Origin of the sequence: Mesotoga sp. UBA5825 (assembly GCF_002432955.1) — a bacterium.
In the GTDB taxonomy this organism is placed as follows: Bacteria; Thermotogota; Thermotogae; order Petrotogales; family Kosmotogaceae; genus Mesotoga.
Map to the genome: position 1 here is coordinate 1 of NZ_DJHG01000135.1, position 20,746 is coordinate 20,746.

The 20,746-nt window shown below is 46.8% G+C and carries 23 protein-coding genes; 10 read left to right on the forward strand and 13 right to left on the reverse strand.

All coding sequences use genetic code 11. The annotated features are described in order from the left end of the window. Nucleotides 1-300 precede the first annotated feature (300 nt). Nucleotides 301-1,395, reverse strand: a complete 1,095-nt coding sequence (locus tag B3N33_RS12540; protein ID WP_292593526.1) for a M24 family metallopeptidase — start codon at nucleotides 1,393-1,395, stop codon at nucleotides 301-303. Nucleotides 1,396-1,641: 246 nt separating this feature from the next. Here B3N33_RS12540 and B3N33_RS12545 point away from each other — a divergent pair, with 246 nt between their 5' ends. The 4 genes from B3N33_RS12545 to B3N33_RS12560 are packed head-to-tail and all read left to right on the forward strand — an operon-like array spanning nucleotide 1,642 to nucleotide 4,743. After that, entirely contained in the window at nucleotides 1,642-1,995 is a 354-nt protein-coding gene (locus tag B3N33_RS12545; protein WP_214060179.1) for a class II SORL domain-containing protein, read from the forward strand. Nucleotides 1,996-2,012: 17 nt separating this feature from the next. After that, nucleotides 2,013-2,171 carry a rubredoxin gene (gene rd / locus B3N33_RS12550; RefSeq protein WP_099830765.1) on the forward strand — a complete coding sequence of 53 codons (159 nt, stop codon included), beginning with the start codon at nucleotides 2,013-2,015 and terminating at the stop codon, nucleotides 2,169-2,171. Nucleotides 2,172-2,224: 53 nt separating this feature from the next. After that, on the forward strand, nucleotides 2,225-3,895 hold the full coding sequence (locus B3N33_RS12555; RefSeq protein WP_214060180.1) for a 2-oxoacid:acceptor oxidoreductase subunit alpha: 1,671 nt from the start codon (nucleotides 2,225-2,227) through the stop codon (nucleotides 3,893-3,895). Next, complete coding sequence (locus tag B3N33_RS12560; RefSeq protein WP_214060181.1) at nucleotides 3,892-4,743, forward strand: thiamine pyrophosphate-dependent enzyme; 852 nt, start codon at nucleotides 3,892-3,894, stop codon at nucleotides 4,741-4,743. The genes B3N33_RS12555 and B3N33_RS12560 overlap by 4 nt, the downstream gene beginning before the upstream one ends. On the opposite strand, the gene B3N33_RS12565 is transcribed toward B3N33_RS12560, so the two are convergent. From B3N33_RS12565 to B3N33_RS12595, 7 genes are read right to left on the reverse strand one after another with little or no spacing between them, the layout of a single operon-like run. Next, nucleotides 4,736-5,413: a DUF554 domain-containing protein gene (locus B3N33_RS12565; protein WP_214060182.1), complete on the reverse strand. Its 678-nt coding sequence runs from the start codon at nucleotides 5,411-5,413 to the stop codon at nucleotides 4,736-4,738. The two genes, B3N33_RS12560 and B3N33_RS12565, sit on opposite strands and share 8 nt — an antisense overlap. Continuing rightward, nucleotides 5,407-6,195, reverse strand: coding sequence for an energy-coupling factor ABC transporter ATP-binding protein (locus B3N33_RS12570; protein WP_214060183.1), 789 nt, complete (start codon nucleotides 6,193-6,195; stop codon nucleotides 5,407-5,409). Before B3N33_RS12570 ends, B3N33_RS12565 begins: the two co-directional genes overlap by 7 nt. Further along, complete coding sequence (locus B3N33_RS12575) at nucleotides 6,189-6,902, reverse strand: energy-coupling factor ABC transporter ATP-binding protein (protein WP_292593527.1); 714 nt, start codon at nucleotides 6,900-6,902, stop codon at nucleotides 6,189-6,191. The genes B3N33_RS12570 and B3N33_RS12575 overlap by 7 nt, the downstream gene beginning before the upstream one ends. Further along, complete coding sequence (locus B3N33_RS12580; RefSeq protein ID WP_214060185.1) at nucleotides 6,883-7,491, reverse strand: class I SAM-dependent methyltransferase; 609 nt, start codon at nucleotides 7,489-7,491, stop codon at nucleotides 6,883-6,885. Before B3N33_RS12580 ends, B3N33_RS12575 begins: the two co-directional genes overlap by 20 nt. Then, complete coding sequence (locus B3N33_RS12585) at nucleotides 7,488-7,835, reverse strand: histidine triad nucleotide-binding protein (protein ID WP_243392428.1); 348 nt, start codon at nucleotides 7,833-7,835, stop codon at nucleotides 7,488-7,490. The genes B3N33_RS12580 and B3N33_RS12585 overlap by 4 nt, the downstream gene beginning before the upstream one ends. Then, complete coding sequence (locus B3N33_RS12590; RefSeq protein WP_214060186.1) at nucleotides 7,832-8,497, reverse strand: 5'-methylthioadenosine/S-adenosylhomocysteine nucleosidase; 666 nt, start codon at nucleotides 8,495-8,497, stop codon at nucleotides 7,832-7,834. Before B3N33_RS12590 ends, B3N33_RS12585 begins: the two co-directional genes overlap by 4 nt. Before the next feature lie 48 nt (nucleotides 8,498-8,545). After that, nucleotides 8,546-8,923 (reverse strand): DUF1292 domain-containing protein, encoded by a 378-nt coding sequence (locus B3N33_RS12595; RefSeq protein ID WP_103134196.1) that lies wholly within the window; start codon nucleotides 8,921-8,923, stop codon nucleotides 8,546-8,548. Between the two features lie 110 nt (nucleotides 8,924-9,033). On the opposite strand from B3N33_RS12595, the gene B3N33_RS12600 reads away from it, so the two are divergent. Then, nucleotides 9,034-9,606: a hypothetical protein gene (locus B3N33_RS12600; protein WP_214060187.1), complete on the forward strand. Its 573-nt coding sequence runs from the start codon at nucleotides 9,034-9,036 to the stop codon at nucleotides 9,604-9,606. A gap of 4 nt (nucleotides 9,607-9,610) precedes the next feature. Here the strand turns inward: B3N33_RS12600 and B3N33_RS12605 are convergent, their stop codons facing one another. The 5 genes from B3N33_RS12605 to B3N33_RS12625 form a co-directional block, all read right to left on the reverse strand. Then, nucleotides 9,611-10,942 (reverse strand): SH3 domain-containing protein, encoded by a 1,332-nt coding sequence (locus tag B3N33_RS12605; RefSeq protein ID WP_292589666.1) that lies wholly within the window; start codon nucleotides 10,940-10,942, stop codon nucleotides 9,611-9,613. A 25-nt stretch (nucleotides 10,943-10,967) separates the two neighbouring features. Then, a complete protein-coding gene (locus B3N33_RS12610; protein ID WP_099830753.1) occupies nucleotides 10,968-11,798 on the reverse strand; it encodes a carbohydrate ABC transporter permease in 831 nt (276 codons plus the stop codon). Between the two features lie 11 nt (nucleotides 11,799-11,809). Then, nucleotides 11,810-12,721, reverse strand: a complete 912-nt coding sequence (locus tag B3N33_RS12615; RefSeq protein WP_214060189.1) for a carbohydrate ABC transporter permease — start codon at nucleotides 12,719-12,721, stop codon at nucleotides 11,810-11,812. A gap of 73 nt (nucleotides 12,722-12,794) precedes the next feature. Further along, on the reverse strand, nucleotides 12,795-14,138 hold the full coding sequence (locus B3N33_RS12620) for an ABC transporter substrate-binding protein (RefSeq protein WP_214060190.1): 1,344 nt from the start codon (nucleotides 14,136-14,138) through the stop codon (nucleotides 12,795-12,797). 29 nt (nucleotides 14,139-14,167) lie between these two features. Then, nucleotides 14,168-14,740: an HAD family hydrolase gene (locus B3N33_RS12625; protein ID WP_214060191.1), complete on the reverse strand. Its 573-nt coding sequence runs from the start codon at nucleotides 14,738-14,740 to the stop codon at nucleotides 14,168-14,170. A 238-nt stretch (nucleotides 14,741-14,978) separates the two neighbouring features. Here B3N33_RS12625 and B3N33_RS12630 point away from each other — a divergent pair, with 238 nt between their 5' ends. The 5 genes from B3N33_RS12630 (at nucleotide 14,979) to polA (ending at nucleotide 20,732) form a co-directional block, all read left to right on the forward strand. Then, entirely contained in the window at nucleotides 14,979-15,659 is a 681-nt protein-coding gene (locus B3N33_RS12630; protein ID WP_292589659.1) for a Crp/Fnr family transcriptional regulator, read from the forward strand. Between the two features lie 174 nt (nucleotides 15,660-15,833). Then, the gene (locus B3N33_RS12635; protein ID WP_292593528.1) at nucleotides 15,834-16,913 is read left to right on the forward strand and encodes a DUF933 domain-containing protein; all 1,080 of its coding nucleotides are present in this window, start codon (nucleotides 15,834-15,836) and stop codon (nucleotides 16,911-16,913) included. Beyond that, nucleotides 16,879-17,691, forward strand: coding sequence for a TatD family hydrolase (locus B3N33_RS12640; RefSeq protein WP_292589658.1), 813 nt, complete (start codon nucleotides 16,879-16,881; stop codon nucleotides 17,689-17,691). Before B3N33_RS12635 ends, B3N33_RS12640 begins: the two co-directional genes overlap by 35 nt. A 9-nt stretch (nucleotides 17,692-17,700) precedes the next feature. After that, nucleotides 17,701-18,042 carry a carboxymuconolactone decarboxylase family protein gene (locus tag B3N33_RS12645; protein ID WP_099830747.1) on the forward strand — a complete coding sequence of 114 codons (342 nt, stop codon included), beginning with the start codon at nucleotides 17,701-17,703 and terminating at the stop codon, nucleotides 18,040-18,042. Continuing rightward, nucleotides 18,042-20,732 carry a DNA polymerase I gene (gene polA, locus B3N33_RS12650; RefSeq protein ID WP_292589654.1) on the forward strand — a complete coding sequence of 897 codons (2,691 nt, stop codon included), beginning with the start codon at nucleotides 18,042-18,044 and terminating at the stop codon, nucleotides 20,730-20,732. The genes B3N33_RS12645 and polA overlap by 1 nt, the downstream gene beginning before the upstream one ends. Nucleotides 20,733-20,746: the final 14 nt, after the last annotated feature.

Genomic DNA, 20,746 nt, shown 5'->3' on the forward strand with positions numbered 1-20,746 from the left:
TTTTCTCTCGTCTTCTCGTGAGTGAGCGAACGCCTCGACAGTGCTCTTTCTTTAAGAAAAAGGCTCTCGGGTTTGATTTCAACAAAGTCGGTTCTAAACAGCGCTCAGCGGGTCTTCGTTCTTAAGCGTACAGCGGAGTTTCTGGCGCAGAGAACATCTCGACAATGCTCTTTCTCGGTTGATCTTATCGTAGGACGGCTCTTCAAAGCGAAAAGCGGTTCTTCAATCGCAAAACGGCTCTTTGGCGAGCGATCTTACACAGAAGGAATTTGGGATACGTTGCCCCCTACGATGAGTTAGTTATATGATCATTATCCATGGTCTGTGAACCCGGAAGCTTTCGAACCTGACTTTAACCTTCGGGAAGTCTTCTCCGAGTGTTACAAACTCCGCAGTACCGTCAGGATTAAGAAGTACGGTGTCTTCACTGAACAGACCGCCTATCCTTGGACAAAGTACATAGCTGGCAGGAGATCTTATCTCAATCAATGAGTTCGGAGCAAATGAAAATCTTTTCTGAATGTAACCGATACTTCCCCCAGGGCTGAAGTGTGTTATCTCATCTACCGCATTAAGAGCAATATATGCGTTTCTAATCTCTTCGTATACTTCGCCCATGCTCTTTGCCCTCATTATCGCAACAGCAGCCTTGGCGGCAACGCCGGAGGCTCTCTCGTGCTTCTCCTCAATTGCTTGAGGCAACGCTCCAAAATGGAAGTATCTGCTGAGAGAAACGGAAAGTCCTTGCTTCCTTATTGTCGCCCTGAGCATCAAATAACGGTCTATCTTTTTTGCTGTTGAAACCGGATAAGGAGACTTTGTGATTCTCTCATCGGAAGCTACGCACAAAGTTGGAGCTTCAAGTCCTGACTCGATAAAGATAGCCCTCAATACTTTTTCGATTTCCAGCTCCGTCATACCGGGTTGCAGTTCAGGTGCAAACTCGCACAAGATATTCTCAGTAAGCTTTCCAACTACTCTCAGACGCAATATCTCTCGATCGTCGAGAATTTGCATTTTCTCATAGAAGGACTTTTCCAAAGGCACATAGTTTGAGCAGGAGTGAAAACATTCACAATCAACTGCGGTCTTTCTGAACTTTTCACATATTTTGCTTATTGTCTCCCTGCAGTTTTTATATTCATCGATAGCAAGTATCTCAATCCCCGCCGGAAGAATCTCGTCCTTGATTCTTTCAGCATCGTAGCTTGGACTAAGTGCAACTACCATCGATTCCGTGACTAGAAGCCAGAAAGCTCCGAAGTCAGCCGAAGTGTCTATTCTCGGATCGACCTCGCCTTTGAAGAACCACTGAATATTCGAGTTTCTTGTCAAGAGGACTGCTTCTACGGAAGCTTCCCCGATGTATTCTCTGACAACCTCGTGTCTAGTCAAACACACCCCTCCACCTCACATTAAACCTATTCTATCAGAGGAGACAATATATATTCAGCGAATATGCACTGATAGACTTTCATACTTCGGTTCCTTGTTCCGACGGAATTTGTAAGCATTCAAAATAGACTTCCGTTCTTAGTGATATGGTATAATTGCTGTGATTTCTGTAGTTGTTGTATAGAGCAGTTCTGCAATGATTGCTGTCGATTCCTTATATAGGTTATCATGCGAGGAGGGGATAAAATGCAAATTGGTGAGTATGTTAAAAGCGCCGACTGGAAAAGCGAAAAACACGTGCCGGTTATTGACATTCCTGAAGCTATTAAGCCGGGTGAAGCATTCAATGTAGAGATCACGGTGGGCAAAGAGATTTCTCACCCAAACACTATCGAGCATCATATCAAATGGTTCGATCTGTACGCAATCTATGATGATGGCCAGTTTCTGATTCATCTGGGTCACATCGAGTTCACTCCTGTAACAACACAGTCTAAGGCAGTTTTTAATGTGAAACTTGAGAAGTCAGGTTCTCTAATCGCCACCTCTTACTGCAATATACATGGTCTCTGGGAGAGCAGTAAGAGAGTTGATTTCTGATTAAGGAGGTTGGCACGATGAAGTACAGATGCACTATCTGCGGTTATATTTACGATCCCGAAATTGGAGACCCCGATAACGGCGTAGATCCCGGGACCACTTTTGAGGATGTTCCAGAGGATTGGGTTTGTCCGCTTTGCGGAGCTAGCAAAGACGACTTCGAACCAGTCGACTGAGATGAGGCGGGAGAATCACTCCCGCTTTTCTTTACCTCAACGGGGGTGTTATTGTGAAAGATTATGTGATAGCCCTTTCCGGCGAAGCCGGGCAGGGGTTGAATACAATTGGCGATATGCTTGCACTAAGTCTCTTCAGAAATGGCTACTGCATCTTCACAGACAAGAGTTACCACTCAAGAATAAGGGGCGGAGAGTACGTCTACAGAATTCGGATCTCGGAGTCTCCTCTTCACTCGATGCGACAGGAGTTCGATCTAATAGTTTCTCTTAGCAAGAATACTACGCTTTCACAGCTAGAGTACTTCCACGATGGGACAACTCTTGTGTTCGATTCCGACTCAGATCGTGTAACACAGGAGGATGTCGATTTCAGGCTTAATGTGAAAGACTTTCCCTTCAAATCGATCGCCAAAGAGGCCGGGGAACCAAGAGCTCAGAATGTTGTTGCACTGGGTGCTATCCTCAGCCTATTCAAAGTAAAAAAGGAGATCCCTTCTCGACTCATCGAAGAGGTCTTCTCCGGAAAGGAAGAGGTAATCAAACCAAATCTCGAAGCGTTGAAGAAAGGTTACGATCTTCCTCTGTCGATAGAGGTACCCGATTTTGACGTCCAGGAGCACGACTACTTTCTGATGAACGGAACTGAAGGTACAGGTTTGGGAGCGATAGCTGCCGGCTGCAGATTCCTCGCTGCATATCCCATGACACCAGGTACGGGAGTCATGACATTCCTTGCCGCAAACGCTGAGAAGCACGGAATTGTTGTTGAACAGGCCGAAGATGAGATTGCTGCAGTGAATATGGTTATCGGTGGCGCATTCGCGGGGGCTCGTTCTCTTGTCACGACTTCAGGAGGCGGTTTTGCGCTCATGCAAGAAGGTGTCTCACTTGCCGCGATGACTGAGACTCCTCTGGTTATAGTCGATGCTCAGCGTCCAGCTCCGGCAACTGGTCTGCCGACGAGAACGGCTCAAGAAGACCTCCTCTTTGTCGTAAACGCCGGACATGGAGAATTTCCGAAGTACGTTGTCGCACCAAGAACCCCCAAAGACGCCTTCGAGTTAACTGAAAAGGCGTTCTTCATTGCCGACAAATATCAGATTCCTGCGATCATTCTACTAACCGAATCGCTCGTAGACTCCTCGGCAACCGTAGAAGCACCTATACACAAAGACGAGTTGCTCGAGAGGTTCATTGTTGAAGGAGACGAAGGATACCGAAGATTTGAGATTACCGATGACGGCATCTCTCCAAGAGCAGTCCCCGGAGGTAAGGCTTTGGTTAGGGTAGACTCCGATGAACATGATGAATATGGGTTCATAACCGAGGACCTCAATATAAGGAAGAAGATGGTCGAGAAGAGAATGAGAAAGATTGATGCTCTGCTCGGTGAACTTGCCGCTCCCGCCAAGTTCAATCTCGATGCCCCCTTGATTCTAATAAGTTGGGGCGACAGCTGGGGAGCTATCGACGAGTTTACTGTTGGCAGAAAGGATATTGGTTACGTCCACTACACCGAAGTCTTTCCAATCGATCCCGAGATTAAGGAAGAACTGGAAGGGAAGAGACTTGTTACCGTCGAAGGGAACTTCACGGGGCAGTTTGCCAGTTTACTGAGGTCGAAGACCGGTCTTCCTATTGAGCACATAGGTAGATACGACGGCCGTCCGATCAGCGCAAACTGGATAGAGAAGACGCTCAAAGAGGAGGGGATTATATGAGTTTTTTGAGAGAAGTTGACCCGGCATGGTGTCCCGGATGCGGGAACTTCCCCCTCAGAATGAATCTTGCGAGCACTCTCGAGGAGATGGGGGTAGATAAGTCTCATTTTGTGATGGTAACCGGAATAGGGCAAGCCGCCAAGATGCCTCACTATTTGGATATCAGTTTCTTCAACGGACTGCATGGAAGAAGCCTTCCAGTTGCCTTTGCAATAAAGGCAGTGAATCCGGAACTCACAGTTATTGCCGAGTCTGGAGACGGAGACATGTACGGTGAGGGTGGAAATCATTTCATTCATGGAATTCGAAGGAATTTCGACGTTACTGTTCTGATTCATGACAACCAGATTTATGGCCTCACAAAGGGACAGGGATCTCCGACTACCGGTAAAGGCCAGAAGACAAGTTCTCAGCTGCAGGGTGTTATAAACGAGCCGTTGAATCCTCTCGCACTGGCGATAACGATGGACGCCGCCTTCGTAGGCAGAACTTTCACTGGTGACAAGGAACACTTCTTCAAGGTCGTTTCTGCTGCGTTCAATCACAAAGGTTTTTCCGTGGTCGATATAATGCAGCCCTGTGTGACTTTCAACAAAGTGAATACGCTCAAGTTTTACAAGGAAAGGCTTTACGACGTGAGTGAAGAGAACGGCAACTACGATCCGACCGATAAGCCAAACGCCTTAAAGAAGGCCCTAGAATGGGGCGAGAAGATTCCTATGGGAGTTTTGTACTTGAACGAAAAGGAGACGTATCACGAACTCCATCCTGTTCTCAAAAAGAAGATCGTTCTGGCAAATGAGAGAAGGCAGATTGATATTTCTGCTGAGATGGAAGCCTTCAGGTAAAGAGCATAGAGATCCAAGTAAATATCGGTGACAGAATCAGGGCCGGAAGAAAGTTTCCGACCTTGATTTCTTTTATTTCAAGCAGTCTGATTCCCAGCCCGAGAAGCATTAGTCCCCCAACACCGGAGAAATCTCCCATGTATTGAGGGGTCTGTAGAAAGGAAAGAACACCTGCAAGAGATACTAGCCCTCCCTGTACAAGGTATACTGCTGCTGCAGAGAGGAGCACACCCTTCCCGAGAGTCGCGGCAAGCATTACAGATGATATTCCGTCCATAAGGGATTTGATGTAAATGAGCTCATTCTCTCCCGAAAGACCTGCACGTAGCGATCCGATAACCGTCACCGGGCCTGCAACGAAGAGAACCGAAGCAGTTATGAATCCCTTGACGAAGTTTGCATCTTCGCTTCTCTTGCCCACAAGTCTCCCTATCTTCTCCTCAATATCAAAGAATTCTCCTATAGCCCCTCCGACAATAAGACTACCGAGCACGACGAGGACGCTGTTGGTATCGAGAAACATGCTAATTCCCAGACCCATTGTCAGGAGTCCTATTACTTGAAAGAAGACCTTTCTATAGCGCTCCTTCAGAAGTTTTCCACCGAAGAGTCCTAGCAATGATCCAATGATTACAGCGACGGTATTGACAATGACAGAAATATTCAACATCTCTTATCTCTCCTAATAAATAGAATCAACTCTTCTTCGCTTTGAGGGAAGCGGCGGAAAAGTTTGTAGTAGTTTAGCAGATACCGCTCCTTCTCTTCAAGTCGCTCCCGATGAAGATTAAGGTCAACATAGTCAGCAACAGTAACAAAAAAGTCAATTCTTCCATCTTTGAGATTCATAACATGTGTCGCTAAGTCCATAAACTCTGCCGGCCAGTGGGTCGCCACTACGACCGTCTTGTTTTCACTCTTTTCTACGTTCAAAATCTTCCGTACGGTTGCGACCGCCTTTTCATCTAGGCCGGATGTCGGTTCATCCAACAAGATGATCTCTCTATCGAGCGCGATTATCGAGGCGATTGCGACAAGTCTCTGTTCGCCGCCGGAAAGAGATAGAGGTCTCCTCGTTCCGAACTCGGCAAGATCAAAGCCTATCGATTCGACTATTTCTTCCAGACCTCTGGAAGCATTTCTTCCCGATCTCCTGATACCGAACTCTATCTCCTCTTTCACCGTGGCGTTGAAAAAACAATCCTCGGGATACTGGAAGATCATCGAGGAGATCGAAGAGAGGTCGCGGGATTCGCAATCAATTGCTCCTTCATCGGGTTCGATGAGACCGCAGAGAAGCTGGAGAAGTGTAGTCTTACCGGCACCGGTCCTTCCAGTAAGTATCACGAAGTCTCCCCGCTTCAAATCAAACGAAATCTTCTCAAGAGCCGGAATCCTCGAGTCCTTGCCCGGTCCCCTATAGGCGAATGATGCTTTACGAACCTTCAGCATGACTGGACTATCTCAAAAGGAACCGACATCCCGGCTTCATAGAATAGCGAAGGAGTCCTCTTGAGTTCTTCAATACCCCCGTCGAAGAGCTTTCTCCTGTTTCCGATTATCACGAAGCGATCAAAGCCCACGACTTCAGAGAACCTATTAGTTGCGAATAGTACAGAAGTCTCTGAACCGACAATTTCTGAAACCGTTTGCAGTATACTCTCTCTATCTTGCCTATCCATCATAGAAAGAGGTTCATCAAGCAGCAGAATAGATGGTTCCGAAATCAAGGCGGCAGCAATGGATACGAGCTGACGCTGCCCACCCGAAAGCGTAAGGATGTCTCGATCCAAAATCTCCGTTAAACCGAATTTCCTGGCACATTGCTGGATTCTTTCGAAAATTCTGTTCCTGTCCAGTTGCAGAGATTGAAGCGGAAAGGCAAGATTCTCTTCCACGGTCGCGCCAAAAAGTGCAGACTCGGGATTCTGAAAGACCATTCCGATTCCGCCATCTAGAGTAATCTTCCCAGAACTGAATCTTTTCAGGCCGGCAATCGTTCTAAGAAGAGTTGTCTTCCCCGAACCATTTCGTCCAAGAAGCGCTACGCTTTCTGCCTTTGAAACATCGAGAGAAAAGCTTTCCAGGATCTTTCTTCCATCGGCATGCACGGTTACAGCTTCAAGAGACAGAAGAATATCACAGCTTTCTCGAGACATAGACTCTTATACCGCCTGATTTCGTCGTAGTAATAACATTTCCGAAAGTCGTTTTCATTATCCCTTCAAGTCTCGACCCGCCTTTATTATGATAGGCGACTATCTGAAGTCTTCCATTTTCAGTTAAGAATTTCGGCGCTTCACAAATCAGCTTTTCCCAAACCGCTTTACCCGCAGCCATGGGTGGATTAGAGAGAATCGAATCGAATCGAAAACCCTCCCATGGATCGTAGAGGTCGCCTTTGCGGATGTCAGCTAGCAGATTGAAGTCCCTCGCATTGATCTTCGAAAAAGTCACCGCCCTGGTATTAGTGTCACTCATGAAAAGCTTTAGGTCGGGGTTTTCAAGTTTGAGGGTTATTCCTATTGGCCCGTAGCCACAGCCCAAATCCAGAAGATTCTCTTGGCCGTCCAAAACACAGTTTTCGATCAGTATAAGAGAGGCCCTATCGGCTTTTCCGAAGGCAAAGACGCCATCCGGACTCTTAAAGGAATACGAATGACCGTTCTTCAGCCTGAACGTGGCGGTTTTAACTCTTTCCGGAGCTTCTGTCTGGTCCGTATAATAGTGCCGAAAGTCTTCTCTCATCCAAGTCTGCCCAGCTTTCTTCCTCCGAGTATATGGAAGTGGAGATGCTCGACTTCCTGACCGGAATCGCTGCCTTGATTGACTATGAGCCTGTATCCGCTGCTTTTTATTCCTTTTGACTCGACGATCTCATTCACCAGTGAGAACAGACTCTTGACGGCTACTCCATCACATTCTGCCAGCTCTTCGAGTTTCGCGATATGCCTTCTTGGAACGATTAGAATATGGGCCGGAGCCGAAGGATTGATGTCGTCAAATGCCACGAAAGTTTCGTTCTCTGCAATGTAACTGCTCTTGATTTCTCCGTTGGCGATTTTGCAGAAGATGCAGTCCAATGATCTCACTCCCTATCAATATAGTGATTCTTCATTATCTCTACAAGTAGATCCGCGGACCTTCCCGAAAGATTCGCGAAGTTCCTGTCGAAGTCTCTATTGGACTGTTCGTCAGCTCTGTCGAGAATAGTCTTCAGGACGATAAATCCGCAACCGTTCTCGTAAGCGACTTTTGCGAATGGTGCCGAATCCATGTCAAGTGCAAGTCCTCCATATGAGGAGTGCACTTCATCTCTTATAGATGAGTTTGCAACTACTGCATCGCCGGATAGAATCTTTCCAAACTTTCCTGCCTTGAAATATACTCTGAGGAACCTCATAAGAAGACTGTCCGATGCCTTCATAACCATCTTACCTTCGCTGAGAGGAAAGACTGTGTCGTACTCCTCGAATTCAGTGCCGACTACAACGTCACCAATTTCCACGGACTCATCTATCCCAGCCGCACCCGAAGTAAGGACCGCAAGTCTTGGGCTGAATCGATCTATCATCTTTTGTGTAATCATTGAGGCCTCGACTTTGCCCACAAACCCTCCACAGGCCACGACTTCGTTATTGCCTATTACTCCTCTGCAGTAGTGCCTTCCAAGAATCTCGCCCGATTCGAGGACAAGCATACTGTCCATCACAGGTCTCACTTCTGGAAGAAAGACGCCGAGAGCAAGAATCATGTCAACACCTCCATAGAGGATTATAACAAATAGGGGACCTCCGGTCCCCTATTCTTCTTCGTCGTCCTCGGCCGATATCTCTTTCACGAGTTCAGCCCAGGATTTGTTCACCTCTTCGAACTCCTCATCTTCAACGGAATATAGGTAGGGATTCTCATCGTCATCGTATTCAACTCTAAAAACAATGTACCCATCTTCTTCTCCGGCCAGTGAGACATCCTGTCCTTCTTCATAGAACTCCTCGACGACCCAGTAAAGCTTTCCATCGCTCTCAAGCTCGGCAATTACGTCGAAATGATGTTCTACTCCTTCTTCATCTGTGACCGTAAATCTGTCAAACTCAGCATCCTCTCCATGATCATGATCACAGTCAGGATCTGTACATTCGTCGCAGTCATGCATTTCAAGTTCTTCTCTTTCTTCCATCATAAACCTCCATTATTTCGCGATTCGGTTCATAGTAACATAGTAACGTTGAAGACGCAACTTGATGACCGATGAATAATCTTATACACTGTATCTGGAGTGTGAAGGCAGTGCTTGAAATCGAGAGAAAGTTCCTCTTTGGAAAAGATTTGCCAGTAGAAATTATCGAAGAGGCAGAAAGACACCAGTTGATTATTCAGTGGTATCTAGACCATCCCGATAGGCGGAGAATAAGACTCGGAGTTGATGAATCTGAGATTTCTCTACTTGAGACCGTGAAATCTGGGAGCGGTCTCATTAGGGAAGAGGAAGAAAAGTATCTCGATCCTGCCAAGATCACCGAGATAGCTGAACAACTCAAGACATCCAGGGCAGTTATTAAATCGAGGCATATTTTTGCTCGCATGCAAGTTGAGGGTGTAATTGACTGGTATCTTCTTCCCCAGATAGGGTATGTTTTTGAAGTTGAAACGTCCAGTCCATTTGTGAGACTTCCCGATCCATGGGAATACTGGATGCAACCGCAAGAAGGGTTTAGAGAAGTCACCGAAGAACCATATTACACAGCTAGATCTCTCGCAGTGGTTGTTCACGACATTGAAAACATCTTTCCTATGAGTTTGCCACTGATTAGCAAAAAACAGATGAAAAAATTTGAGATGCTCCTGAAACTGATCTACTAGAGCCCTAGCCCTTATCTATTTGAAGTGCAGAAGTAAGCAGTTCCAGATAGCTCTTATCGCTGTTCATTGTACGGAGGGACAGATCCACGACGAAAACTCCATGCACTGAAATCTTCTTTCTATTTGAATCTTTGTAGCCAGCTCCATCATGAATAGCGAAGAATCTCCCGTTGTCCTGGCCGAGATAGATCAGCGTATGGCCCGGCATATACAGTGGATTTCCGGGTCTTAGGGACCGCAACTGAACCTTCCTTTCTTCTGAATTTCCCTCGAAGAGAATTTTGTTCTTGGATCCCAGCATTTCCTGAGCCCAAGCATCTCTGGGAAGTACGAGGCCAAAAGAGGCGAAGATATCCTGAACGAATCTCGAACAGTCCCTCCTGTTGTAGAGGCCTCCCCAGCCGTAACGCTCGCCGAGCATCTTGAAGGCTTGATTTAATATCTCCCTGCCGGTGAGCTTCAAGTTCCCGATTCTTACATCTTCGCTCATTCTCACAAGGCCTTTTCGAAAACTCAGCGAGCCCAATCTCTCTCTTGCAGGAATCTTGACTGTGAAACAACCAAATGGTCCTTGCGCATGGAGATTCTCGCTTTCTTCGGGATCCTCAAGAGGGAGTTTGTCTCCCATTTGCAGAAACAAACCCGAAGAATTTAGTTCAAAGGGGTCAGGCTCGATCTCTACTCTGCTGCCAGTTGCAAGGAGGAAGTTACTCGACCGGTAGAAGTTCTGTACAGAGAGCCTGCTTTCCGTAGCGGCAGAATCATTTGCCTTCAGCCAGCCTCTGTAACCTGGGGTTTGAACGAAAAGCCACGAAGTGTCCCTGCTGCGCGCTAGAACCACAAATGGTGTCCCAAGGCTTACAGAAGTCAACTGGAGGCGGTCATTGTCGATATACTCGTCGCAGGAAATGAAATCTGTGGGCAGCGCTCTCAGATGAGTCCTCCGAGTCACGATGCCAAACTTCTCGGCAATATCTTGATCAAGGATAGCGGTAGCATTGTCAACGATGTCTCCGCGAATTCCCGAAGGGACAATCTCTCCTTCATTGCTCAAAAGAGGAGTTTGCATGAAGTGCTCGGGAATTGAACCGTTGATCATTGCTCTTACTTCATCAAACACAAGTCTCAAAGGAAAGTTTTCGAGCTTACAGGCAAATGCAGCGCGACCAGAAGCTTCAGCGCGTGAGATAACCGATCCGTTGAAAGCATGAATCTCATCCTCACTCAGCCACTCTTCATCTGGATCGGTCATCTTCTCGCACCAGAAGTTCGATTGCTGCATCTCTTTTGAAACGTTCTCCGGAAAGACCATGTACCGCTCAGAAGCCTTCTTCATCTTTGAAAACACCCCTTCCCGCTGCCTATTTGATTGCTCCCACTGTAATTCCTTGCAGGAAGTACCTCTGGAAGGCAAGGAAGACAATGATCATAGGAATTGCCGAGTAAGTAGCACTGGCCATTAGATACGAATACTGCATTGGAACCTGTTCCTGCAAGAGAGAGAGTCCTGCCTGAAGAGTTCTCATCTCCGAAGTGTTAGTAACAATCAGCGGCCAGAGGAAACTGTTCCACTGCCCCATGAAAGTGAAAATCCCCAGCACCGCCATTGCAGGCTTTGAAATAGGCACGATTATCTTCGTGAATGTCCTGAATTCGCTTGCACCATCGATTCTCGCCGCCTCGATGATCTCGGTTGGAACAGAGACCATAAACTGTCTCATCAGAAATACTCCGAAGGGAGCAGCAATCGCAGGCAAGATCAGCGCCTGATATGTGTCTACCATACCCATTTTCGAGATCAGGATGTATAGAGGCACAAGTGTTACCTGCGTAGGTATCATCATCGATGCAATGTATATAGAGAAGATCACTTTGCTTCCTGGGAATTTCTTCTTTGCAAGGGCGTAACCGGCCATGGCACAAACAAAGATCTGAGCAAGTGTGACCGTACCCGCAACTATGAAGCTGTTCAGAGTCCATCTGAATATTATCTTCCTTTCGAAAAGGTCCTTGAAGTTCTGGAGAGTAGGATTCTTTGGTATGATATCCGGAGGGAACTTCATGGTCAAAGATGGCTGAGTAAAGGCAGTGGCCACCATCCAGTATAGAGGAATGAAGGCGAGGGAAGCGAGTACTCCGAGAATCACCAAAGAGATCGCCTTTTTTATATTAGTCTTGGTCTTTGCTTTCATAACCGATCACCTCAATACTCCACATTGGATCCCAGCCACTTGAACTGGATTATTCCAAGTACAACCAGGATTGCGAACATAACCATTGACATTGCAGAAGCAAGCCCAAGGTTATAGTTCTTGAAGGCAGTTTCATAAATCAAATAGGCAATTGTCGTTGTTGAGAACTCTGGACCACCGCTTGTCATGATGTAGATATTCGAAAAGGTCTGAAAGTTCGCGATCGTTCCCATAACGAGAGCATAGAGGATAGTTGGCTTCAACAATGGCACCGTGATCTTTCTGAAGACCGTCCATGAGCCTGCGCCTTCCAGTGTGGCAGCCTCAAAGTAGTATTCGGGGATCGATGCCATCGCTGCCGAAAGAAGAACTATAGTCGAACCTCCCCCCATTATTACCTGCATAATTATCAGCGATGGCATTGCCGTCAAGGACCTTCCAAGCCATACTACCGGTTCCAGCCCGAGAACGGTCATAAAATAGTTCAGAAGTCCGAAGTTCGGATTGAAAACCCATAGCCAGATCATTGAAATGATGACGGCAGAAGTAACATGCGGCAGATAGAAGGCCGCTTTGAAAAAAGTTCTTATGCCTTTTCTGAACGGGTAGATGAGCACTGTAACAAGCAAAGCCTTTCCAAGCCATAGCGGAACTACACCAAAAGTGTAGACAAAAGTGTTTCTAAGAGACTTCAGAAAGAGCCAATCGCTCAGAATGCGTTTATAGTTGTCGAACCAGATAAATGTCTGTGAGAAGACGTTGTACTTGAACATACTGAGGTACATGCCCCAGCCAACCGGTACAAGAAAGAATACTGCAAACAGGGCAAAATGCGGAAGAATGAAGAGATATCCCGATCTACCCCTCCACACGTCGTTCAAGGTAGTTTTCCGTCTTATTGGTTTAACTGGAATCTGCTCCAAATCGATCACCCCATTAAACGGGAACAGCCCCGTGCCCTCAGGGGCGGGGGGCTGTTCCCTTCAACTCATCTGCTCAAAAATAGTAAGAGAGTGCCCGGTTCGCCTCGGTCACAAAACTATCGAGGGCCTCCTGAGCGGTCTTTGTCTTACCAAAGGCTCCCTGCATAGAACTGGTGAAGAACTTGGATATCTCCGACCAAGGGAAGCTCTGAGAACCAAAGAAGTCCATACCTGTCTCATCCATTATTCTTGCAAAAGTCTGAGCCTGTTCGTTGAGATAGTTGTCGTTCTGGAAGAGTATCGCATTAACTGACTTTCTCGCCGTAAGATAAGTCAAGCTCTCCAGCAGCGCCGTGTTCTCCTTGTTTGTCAGGAATTTTGCAAACTCCATTACGGCGTCCCTCTTTGCTTTGTCGTTCTGCTTGAAGACAACAAAGCCGCTGGCAGTAGCGTATGACGCACCCTTCTTTCCTTCAACGTGAGGGAATGGGGCAATTACCGGATAGAATGACTCTGTGAGCTGACCGGATTTTACGTATCGTGTGATTCTACCGATCTCGTAAGGACCGCCAAATCCGATGCTCGTTCTGTGAGAATGGAAGTTACCTATAACATCATATACTCCCATCGCTTCAACGGCACTGGGAGCGACCTTGTGTACTTCAACTAGATCGAGAAGGAACTGAAGGCCTGCAACTGCCTCAGGAGTATTGAAAGTAACCTCCGTCTCATCTTCATTAGTCAGTTTCGCTCCATGTGCATAGATGAAATTCATAAGGTTGTGCGTGTCCTGCGCTCCGAAGCTGATTGCATAATGGTCAATCTTGCCGTCGCCGTCGGAATCCCATGTAAGCTTCTTGGCGATTTCGACAAACTCTTCCATTGTCCAGCCCTCTTCTACTATCTTTCGCCAGTCGACGCCGGCCTTCTCGAAATCGGGAGTGTAGAGGAGCATGCTGGTTCCCATGCCATTCGTCCCGAGATTCCATGGCCAGATGTAGTGCTTACCGTCGACATAACCTGTCTCGAGAGCAAGATCGTAGAAGTCTTCAAGGTCTTCGGGAGAGATGTAATCATCGATCGGCTCGAGCAGTCCCGCTCCTACCCATCTGTTGTCCCAAACGGGGCCTTTGAAGATGTCGGGCTGAGTTCCGGTCGCGATGGCCGCAGCCATCTTCTGTGAATACTCCGTGTTTCCGACAACTACGTACTTGACCTCAACGTCTGGATGAAGTCTCATGAACTCCTCGGCAGCCCACTTCGGGAAGTCCTCTTCCGTCGGAGCCTTATCGGCCGGGAAGCCTGGAGGTGCAATTCTCCACGGGTTGATCCACCAGGTGATTGTGATCTTCCCGAGCGCAGAAATTGGAACAGCGAGCATCAACAATACAAGAAGAATAACGCTAAGCCTTTTCATAAAAACACCCCTTTCGATGTGAAGTTAACTCAAAGGTACTCCTTGAGTCTTTCTCGTAGACTCGATGGATCTGTGAATTGAAAAGCGATAATTCCCATATCTGCCGCCGCTTTCACATTTCTTGCCGTATCATCTGTGAAGAAAGCCTCCTCAGGCCCGCAATCCTCTTCATGAAGAATATGACTGTAGAATCGTCTATCGGGTTTCGCAAACCCAATAATGTGCGAGGCGTAGACCCTGTCAAAGATGTTGTAATCGCCTCTTGACCTATGTACCTCGTAATGTGGTTCAATTGTGTTTGTTCCGGCAATCACTCTATATCTCTTACGCAACTGCTTAATTATTTCTATGGTCTCTTCAATTGGGGTGGGCTTGAAGAACATCTCCCAGATATTCGCCGGAACCGGTCTGCCCAGCTTTCTGGAGAGGGAAAAAACAAACTCCCCAACAGTTATCCTTCCGGTCTGCAAGGCAGTAAGGTTTTCCGTCTCGGCAATTTCGACGAAATCGTGTTCAGAAATCCCCAAGAAGTTTCTAATAGCTGGAACTACGCTGGTATTATCGGCTATTACTCCTCCCACATCGAAAACAAAAAGCTTCAAGACGACCTCCCGGAATGTCTTTACAAGAGTACAACGAATGAATATTAACGGCACAAAATGGCTATAACTCCCATTCGTAACAACCCTAAAAAAGAAGATACCAAAGTGTACTTTAATATAATACTATTTTGAGGGACGAGAAATCAAGTTTTTGTGTCGATGGCGACTGGAGAAGGGCGCAAAAAGCAAAGGGCTTTGGTTATAATCAAGATGAATCAACATTTCATGGAGGTGTTTCTTGAACCCTTTAATCTACAACCTCGGTCGATGCGGTCTCTTTGATGGGATCACGGTGGGACAGTTTGAGAGGATATTTGGTTGTGTGAGACACAGAGTAACCTTCTTCCTTCAAGGGGAGTTGATCGAAGAACAGAATGCTCTCTGCGATGAAATGTTGATACTTCTTCAGGGTAGTACCAAAGCTCAAATGCAAGATTTCTCAGGGAAAGCAATAACCATAGAAACGATGGAAGCACCCTCAATTCTTGCATCTGGCTTTCTCTTCGCCACAAAGAACGTAATACCGGTCGACATAGTCTCAACCGACAAGAGCGCTGTTCTGTACATTGAAAGGGATGGAATAATCTGGCTCTGTAGAGAGTATGAGGTTTTTCTGAGAAACCTGCTGAGAGACATGGGGGACAGACTCACCACACTGGCTGAGAAAATCTGGATGCTGTCTCTCAACACGCTTAACCAACGGCTCGCGAATTTCCTTCTGAGACAAAGCGAAGACCTGGGTAACGAGTTTGAGCTGAAGAGCACTAAAGAAGAGCTTGCCGATGCTCTGGGAGTTGCCCGTCCATCTCTTTCGAGAGTATTCGCCAGTTTTGTCGGAGAGAATATAATCAGACCGGAAGGCAAACTGATCAAGATATTGGATAGAGAAGCTCTGAAGAGAATCACGGGCGCTGTTTGAGGAGCTGTTCGATTTGCCAAGCGGTTGAAGCAGTATCAGTTATACTCTTTCCGCGTTTTTAGGATCGCAGATCTAACTCGTAGCGTTCTGGGCCTGGAGTTTCCTTAAGGTCGATCGATGTTTCTAACATGATTTCATTCTGATAGTATTGATGTGTCAAGAGGAGGCGGTGTTATGGAAATAGGGATTTTTGGTCTGCCATTGAGTGGAAAGAGTACACTGTTCACCCTCCTAACCGGTGTTGAACCCCATTCAAGTCACAAAAACGAGGCCCATACAGCTGTTGCTAAAGTCCACGATAGGAGAGTAGACGAGCTTTCGAAGATCTTCAATCCGAAGAAGACTGTATATGCAACCGTTTCATTTACGGACATTCCTGGATACGACCTTTCCTCCAACCAGAAGGAAAAGAATCGAATTCTCCAGTTCATACAGAACTCTGAAGCGGTTCTCGCGGTAGTAAGGGCGTTCAAGGACGCCTCAGTTCCCTGGCCAACCGAAGCCTACACACCTGTCAAGCAGCTGGAGACCATAGTGACAGAGCTTCTGGTTCGTGATATGGAGGTAGTTGAAAACCGGCTCGCAAGGCTTGAAGAAGCAAAAAAGAAACGAAAACTTTCAACAGAAGAGGAAAGAGAGATAGAACTTCTTCACCTGATCGAAAAGGGCTTTGAAGGCAACAGCTTTGCCTCCCAAATCGATTTTGCAGAGGAAGACCTGAAGTTGCTCGGTTCGCTCGCCCTCTTCACAGCCAAGCCTATCATCGTTGCAATAAATCTCGATGAAAATCAGTTCTCCTCGGGTGAATATCCAGAGAGAGATTTGCTGCTCTCGAGAATAGACAAGAGTGGATTCGCGCACATAGAACTCTCTGGAAAGATTGAAGCAGAACTTGTGGAACTTTCAGATGAGGACAGGGAGATGTTCATGGAGGAACTCGGAATCTCCGAAAGTGGCATAGAAAGGCTTTCGAGAGTCGTGTATCGACACATGGGACTTATTTCCTTCTTGACCGTCGGCGAAGACGAGGTAAGAGCCTGGACCATAAAGAAGAACACCCCTGCAAAAGCCGCGGCTGGAAAGATACACACAGATCTCGAAAGAAGCTTCATAAGGGCGGAAGTGATACCATACGAGGAATTCATGACAGTGAGGAGTATGCAGGAAGCGAAGTCCAGGGGCATGGTTAAGGTTGTTGGAAAAGAGGAGATAGTCAAGGATGGTGACATCTTCCATGTCCTGGCCAATGCCTGATTTCACCTCTCTGAAGCTTGTAGATACTCACGCTCACATTTCCTTTTCTCAGTTCGACCATGACAGAGGAAGGATAATCGACCAGATAGAAGAGGACACCATCTCTCTTCTTATAGAGGTTGGAACCAATGTCGAGGACTCTCGAAGGGCGTCCGACACCGTGTGCGGTTTAAAGAACGCTTTTTTCTCCGCCGGAGTCCATCCCCACGACAGCAGCGAACTCGATGAACAGGGGGTGCTTACACTTGAAAAACTCCTCTCTCATCCTAAGGCCGTCGCTCTAGGAGAAATGGGCCTCGACTACTTCAGAAACCTGTCTCCAGTCGATGCGCAGATCAACGCCTTCGAAATACAGCTAGAGCTTGCATCGAAACTGGGAAAGCCCGTAATTATTCACGTGCGCGATGCATACAACGAAGCCTACGAGATAATAAAGTCAACAGGATACTTCAACGGAGTAATTCATGCCTTTTCCGGTGATCTCGAGTTTGCCAGGAAGTTTGTCGATCTAGGCCTGTTCTTGGGAATAGGTGGACCGGTGACGTATAAGAAGAACGATGAACTAAGAAGAGTTGCGAGAGAGATTCCCCTTGAGAGGCTTCTCTGCGAGACAGACTGTCCGTATCTTCCACCGGTTCCCTTAAGAGGAAAGCGGAATGAGCCATACTACGTGGGGTATGTTATCGAAGAGATAGCCGCTCAGAAGAATATTCCGGCTGTAGACTGTTCCGTAAAGCTTTTCGAGAACGCTCTCGAGCTTTTCTCACTAAAATCATAGGGAGGTACTATGGGAAGACTCGAAGAGTTCAGGCGTTTCCGAGAGAAAATGAATAACAGAATTCTAGAAACTGGTAATATTGAGACGAAGCGTTTTTTCTCGCTCGATGGAGCCGTTTACAAAGACGGGGCTCTCGATTCGAAAACGAAAGAGCTTATGGGATTGGTCGCTTCTGCAGTACTCAGGTGCGATGACTGCATTGCGTATCATATAATCCAGTGTAAAGCTACCGGTTCAAGTCGTGAAGAGATTATGGAGGCGCTCAATGTCGCACTAGTAGTCGGAGGCTCAATCGTCATACCACATTTTCGCAGGGCAGTTGAGCTGCTAGACGAACTGGAGGCAGAGTAATGCCCGGAAGACTGTTCTTATTCGATGGAACCGCGATTTTCTACCGCGGTTATTATGGAATTGATGTCACCCTCACTAATTCGAAGGGAGAGCCGACCAATGCTCTCTTCGGAACGGCCAGGATGCTTTCGAAGTTCACGAAAGAGAGAATGAAGGAAGGCGACTACGCAATCTTCGCCTTTGACAGAAAAGAAGAGACGAAGCGTCACAAGGCATACGAGGCCTACAAAGCTACAAGAGAAGCGATGCCTGATGCTCTTGTTGCACAGTTGAGGGATATTCCCGAGCTCGTCGAAGCGTTCGGAATCAAGTTCCTTTCGATTGCCGGGCTTGAGGCCGATGATATAGTTGCAACAGCGGCGAAACGTTATAGAAATGGCGTCGACGAAGTGCTGGTCATTACGGGAGACAAGGATCTTCTTCAGCTTGTAGATGATAAGATACGCATTTTGCGTTTCGTTACAGGCCTTACCGATCTCGAGCTTTATGACAAGAAGAGAGTGCTGTCGAAGTTCGAACTCGAGCCAGAGAGGCTTCACGCCCTTCTATCTCTTGCAGGGGATTCATCCGACAACATCCCCGGGATTCCGGGAATCGGAATAAAGACTGCTCAGAAGCTTCTGAAGGAGTATGGCGATATCGACGGCATTTACGAGAACATAAGACAGTTGAGTCCGGGACTTAGGAAGAAGCTAATTGACGGGCTAAACTCGCTGGAATTGTCGATGGAACTTGTCAGACTCTTAGATGATGAAGACTTGAAGATCACTCTGGATGATATAAAATACCAAGGCTACAGAAAGAGTGATCTTCGGAAAGTTCTGCTCAAGTTGGAGTTCTCCTCGATGATCAATGAGTATAGTCTGATCGATGAAGCAGATGACTCGCTTTTGGATATAGACGGATACAGACTCTTGAAGAGCGAAAAGGAGCTCGAAAAGCTGTTTGCCAGGATGCGCGAAAATCCTCTGTTCGCGATTGACCTCGAGACTTCCTCGCTGGATCCTCATTCAGCCGAGATAGTAGGCATTTCTGTCTCTTTTGAGGAAGGGACCGGGTACTATATACCAATCGCTCACAAGTCAAATGAATGGCAGGCTGACAAAGATAAGGTTCTCGAGAGACTAAAAGAGCTGCTCGAAGACGAAGCGACGAAAGTGATCGGTCAAAATCTGAAGTTCGACTATTCGGTACTGTCGGTAAACGGCATTCATCCGGTCGCCCCTGAGTTTGATACTATGATTGCAGCTTATCTGCTCTCTCCGGATACAAAACGCTTTAATCTTGACGAACTGGCGCTGAAGTTTCTTGGATACAAGACGATCAAATTCGAAGACCTTATGAAGAGGAACCAGTTGGGCACTGATTTTTCAAAAGTGCCGCTGGAAGAGGCTGCACGTTATTCTGTTGAAGATGCAGACATCTCTCTGAGGCTTTCTGGTGTTTTGAGAAAGAAGATATACGAACAGGAGCTCGAGGAGATTCTCAGAGACATAGAGTTGGCTTTGATTCCTGTGCTTGCCGATCTAGAATTGAATGGAGTGTACTTCGACATTCCCTCGCTCAACGGCCTGTCAAAGAAGTACGGAAAGATTCTTGACAAGATTCTTGAAGATCTCTTCACTTTGACCGGGGAGCAGTTCAATCCTAACTCTCCTTCTCAAGTGGGTCGTGTCCTTTTCGACAGACTGGGACTCGCTCCTTCGAAGAAGACCAAGAGCGGCTCTTATTCAACAAGCGCGGACGCTCTTGAAGAGCTCGCAGGGGAACACCCGGCGGTTCAGAAGCTTCTTGACTACAGGAAGTACCAGAAGCTGAAGGGAACGTATCTCGATTCGCTTCCTGCTCTTGTGAACAGCGTGACGGGAAGAATACACACAAGTTACCATCAGACGGGAACGGGAACGGGAAGGCTTTCAAGCAGTAATCCAAATATGCAGAATCTTCCAATAAGAGATGAAGAGGGAAAGGAAATAAGAAAGTGCGTTGTTCCCCAGAAGAAAGGCTGGAAAATAGTCAGCGCAGACTATTCTCAGATTGAGCTCAGAATTCTCGCACATCTTAGCCAGGATGAGCAATTGCTAGATGCCTTCAAGAACGAGAGAGATGTTCACAGCCTCACTGCTTCAAATCTTTATGGAGTCAAGGGAAGCGATGTAACAGAAGAGCAGAGGAGAATAGGAAAAATGGTGAACTTCTCGATAATTTACGGCATCTCTTCTTACGGACTTGCAAATAGGCTGAAGATCCCTTCCAATGTCGCCGAGGAAATGATTTCCAATTACTTCAAAGCCTATCCACAGGTAAGGTCCTTCATTTCCAATACCATCTCTGAGGCCAAAGAGAAGGGCTTTGTCAGAACTATGTTTGGAAGAAGGCGAGAGATACCGCAGTTTAAGACTAGGAATCGAAACGTCATTCAGGAAGGCGAGAGAATTGCCATTAACACTCCTATTCAAGGAACAGCTGCAGATATAATGAAGATGGCTATGATAAAGATCTATAAGCTTCTCAACGAAAACAGCATGGAGAGCTTTGCCATTCTTCAGGTCCACGATGAGATGGTTTATGAAGCTCCCGAAAGTGAGCTTGATAGACTCAAAGAGATTCTGAAGGAGGGAATGTCAAAAGTTGTAACTTTGAGTGTTCCTCTGGATATCGAAATCTCTGTAGGTGACTACTGGTGTTGATAAGGAGAGCAAAT

Coding starts and splice junctions, on each gene's coding strand:
- B3N33_RS12545 (WP_214060179.1), top strand. CDS start 1,642: ATGCAAATTGGTGAGTATGTTAAAAGCGCCGACTGGAAAAGCGAAAAA.
- rd (WP_099830765.1), top strand. CDS start 2,013: ATGAAGTACAGATGCACTATCTGCGGTTATATTTACGATCCCGAAATT.
- B3N33_RS12560 (WP_214060181.1), top strand. CDS start 3,892: ATGAGTTTTTTGAGAGAAGTTGACCCGGCATGGTGTCCCGGATGCGGG.
- B3N33_RS12565 (WP_214060182.1), bottom strand. CDS start 5,413: ATGTTGAATATTTCTGTCATTGTCAATACCGTCGCTGTAATCATTGGA.
- B3N33_RS12570 (WP_214060183.1), bottom strand. CDS start 6,195: ATGCTGAAGGTTCGTAAAGCATCATTCGCCTATAGGGGACCGGGCAAG.
- B3N33_RS12575 (WP_292593527.1), bottom strand. CDS start 6,902: ATGTCTCGAGAAAGCTGTGATATTCTTCTGTCTCTTGAAGCTGTAACC.
- B3N33_RS12580 (WP_214060185.1), bottom strand. CDS start 7,491: ATGAGAGAAGACTTTCGGCACTATTATACGGACCAGACAGAAGCTCCG.
- B3N33_RS12590 (WP_214060186.1), bottom strand. CDS start 8,497: ATGATTCTTGCTCTCGGCGTCTTTCTTCCAGAAGTGAGACCTGTGATG.
- B3N33_RS12595 (WP_103134196.1), bottom strand. CDS start 8,923: ATGGAAGAAAGAGAAGAACTTGAAATGCATGACTGCGACGAATGTACA.
- B3N33_RS12605 (WP_292589666.1), bottom strand. CDS start 10,942: ATGAAGAAGGCTTCTGAGCGGTACATGGTCTTTCCGGAGAACGTTTCA.
- B3N33_RS12610 (WP_099830753.1), bottom strand. CDS start 11,798: ATGAAAGCAAAGACCAAGACTAATATAAAAAAGGCGATCTCTTTGGTG.
- B3N33_RS12620 (WP_214060190.1), bottom strand. CDS start 14,138: ATGAAAAGGCTTAGCGTTATTCTTCTTGTATTGTTGATGCTCGCTGTT.
- B3N33_RS12635 (WP_292593528.1), top strand. CDS start 15,834: ATGGAAATAGGGATTTTTGGTCTGCCATTGAGTGGAAAGAGTACACTG.
- B3N33_RS12640 (WP_292589658.1), top strand. CDS start 16,879: ATGGTGACATCTTCCATGTCCTGGCCAATGCCTGATTTCACCTCTCTG.
- B3N33_RS12645 (WP_099830747.1), top strand. CDS start 17,701: ATGGGAAGACTCGAAGAGTTCAGGCGTTTCCGAGAGAAAATGAATAAC.
- polA (WP_292589654.1), top strand. CDS start 18,042: ATGCCCGGAAGACTGTTCTTATTCGATGGAACCGCGATTTTCTACCGC.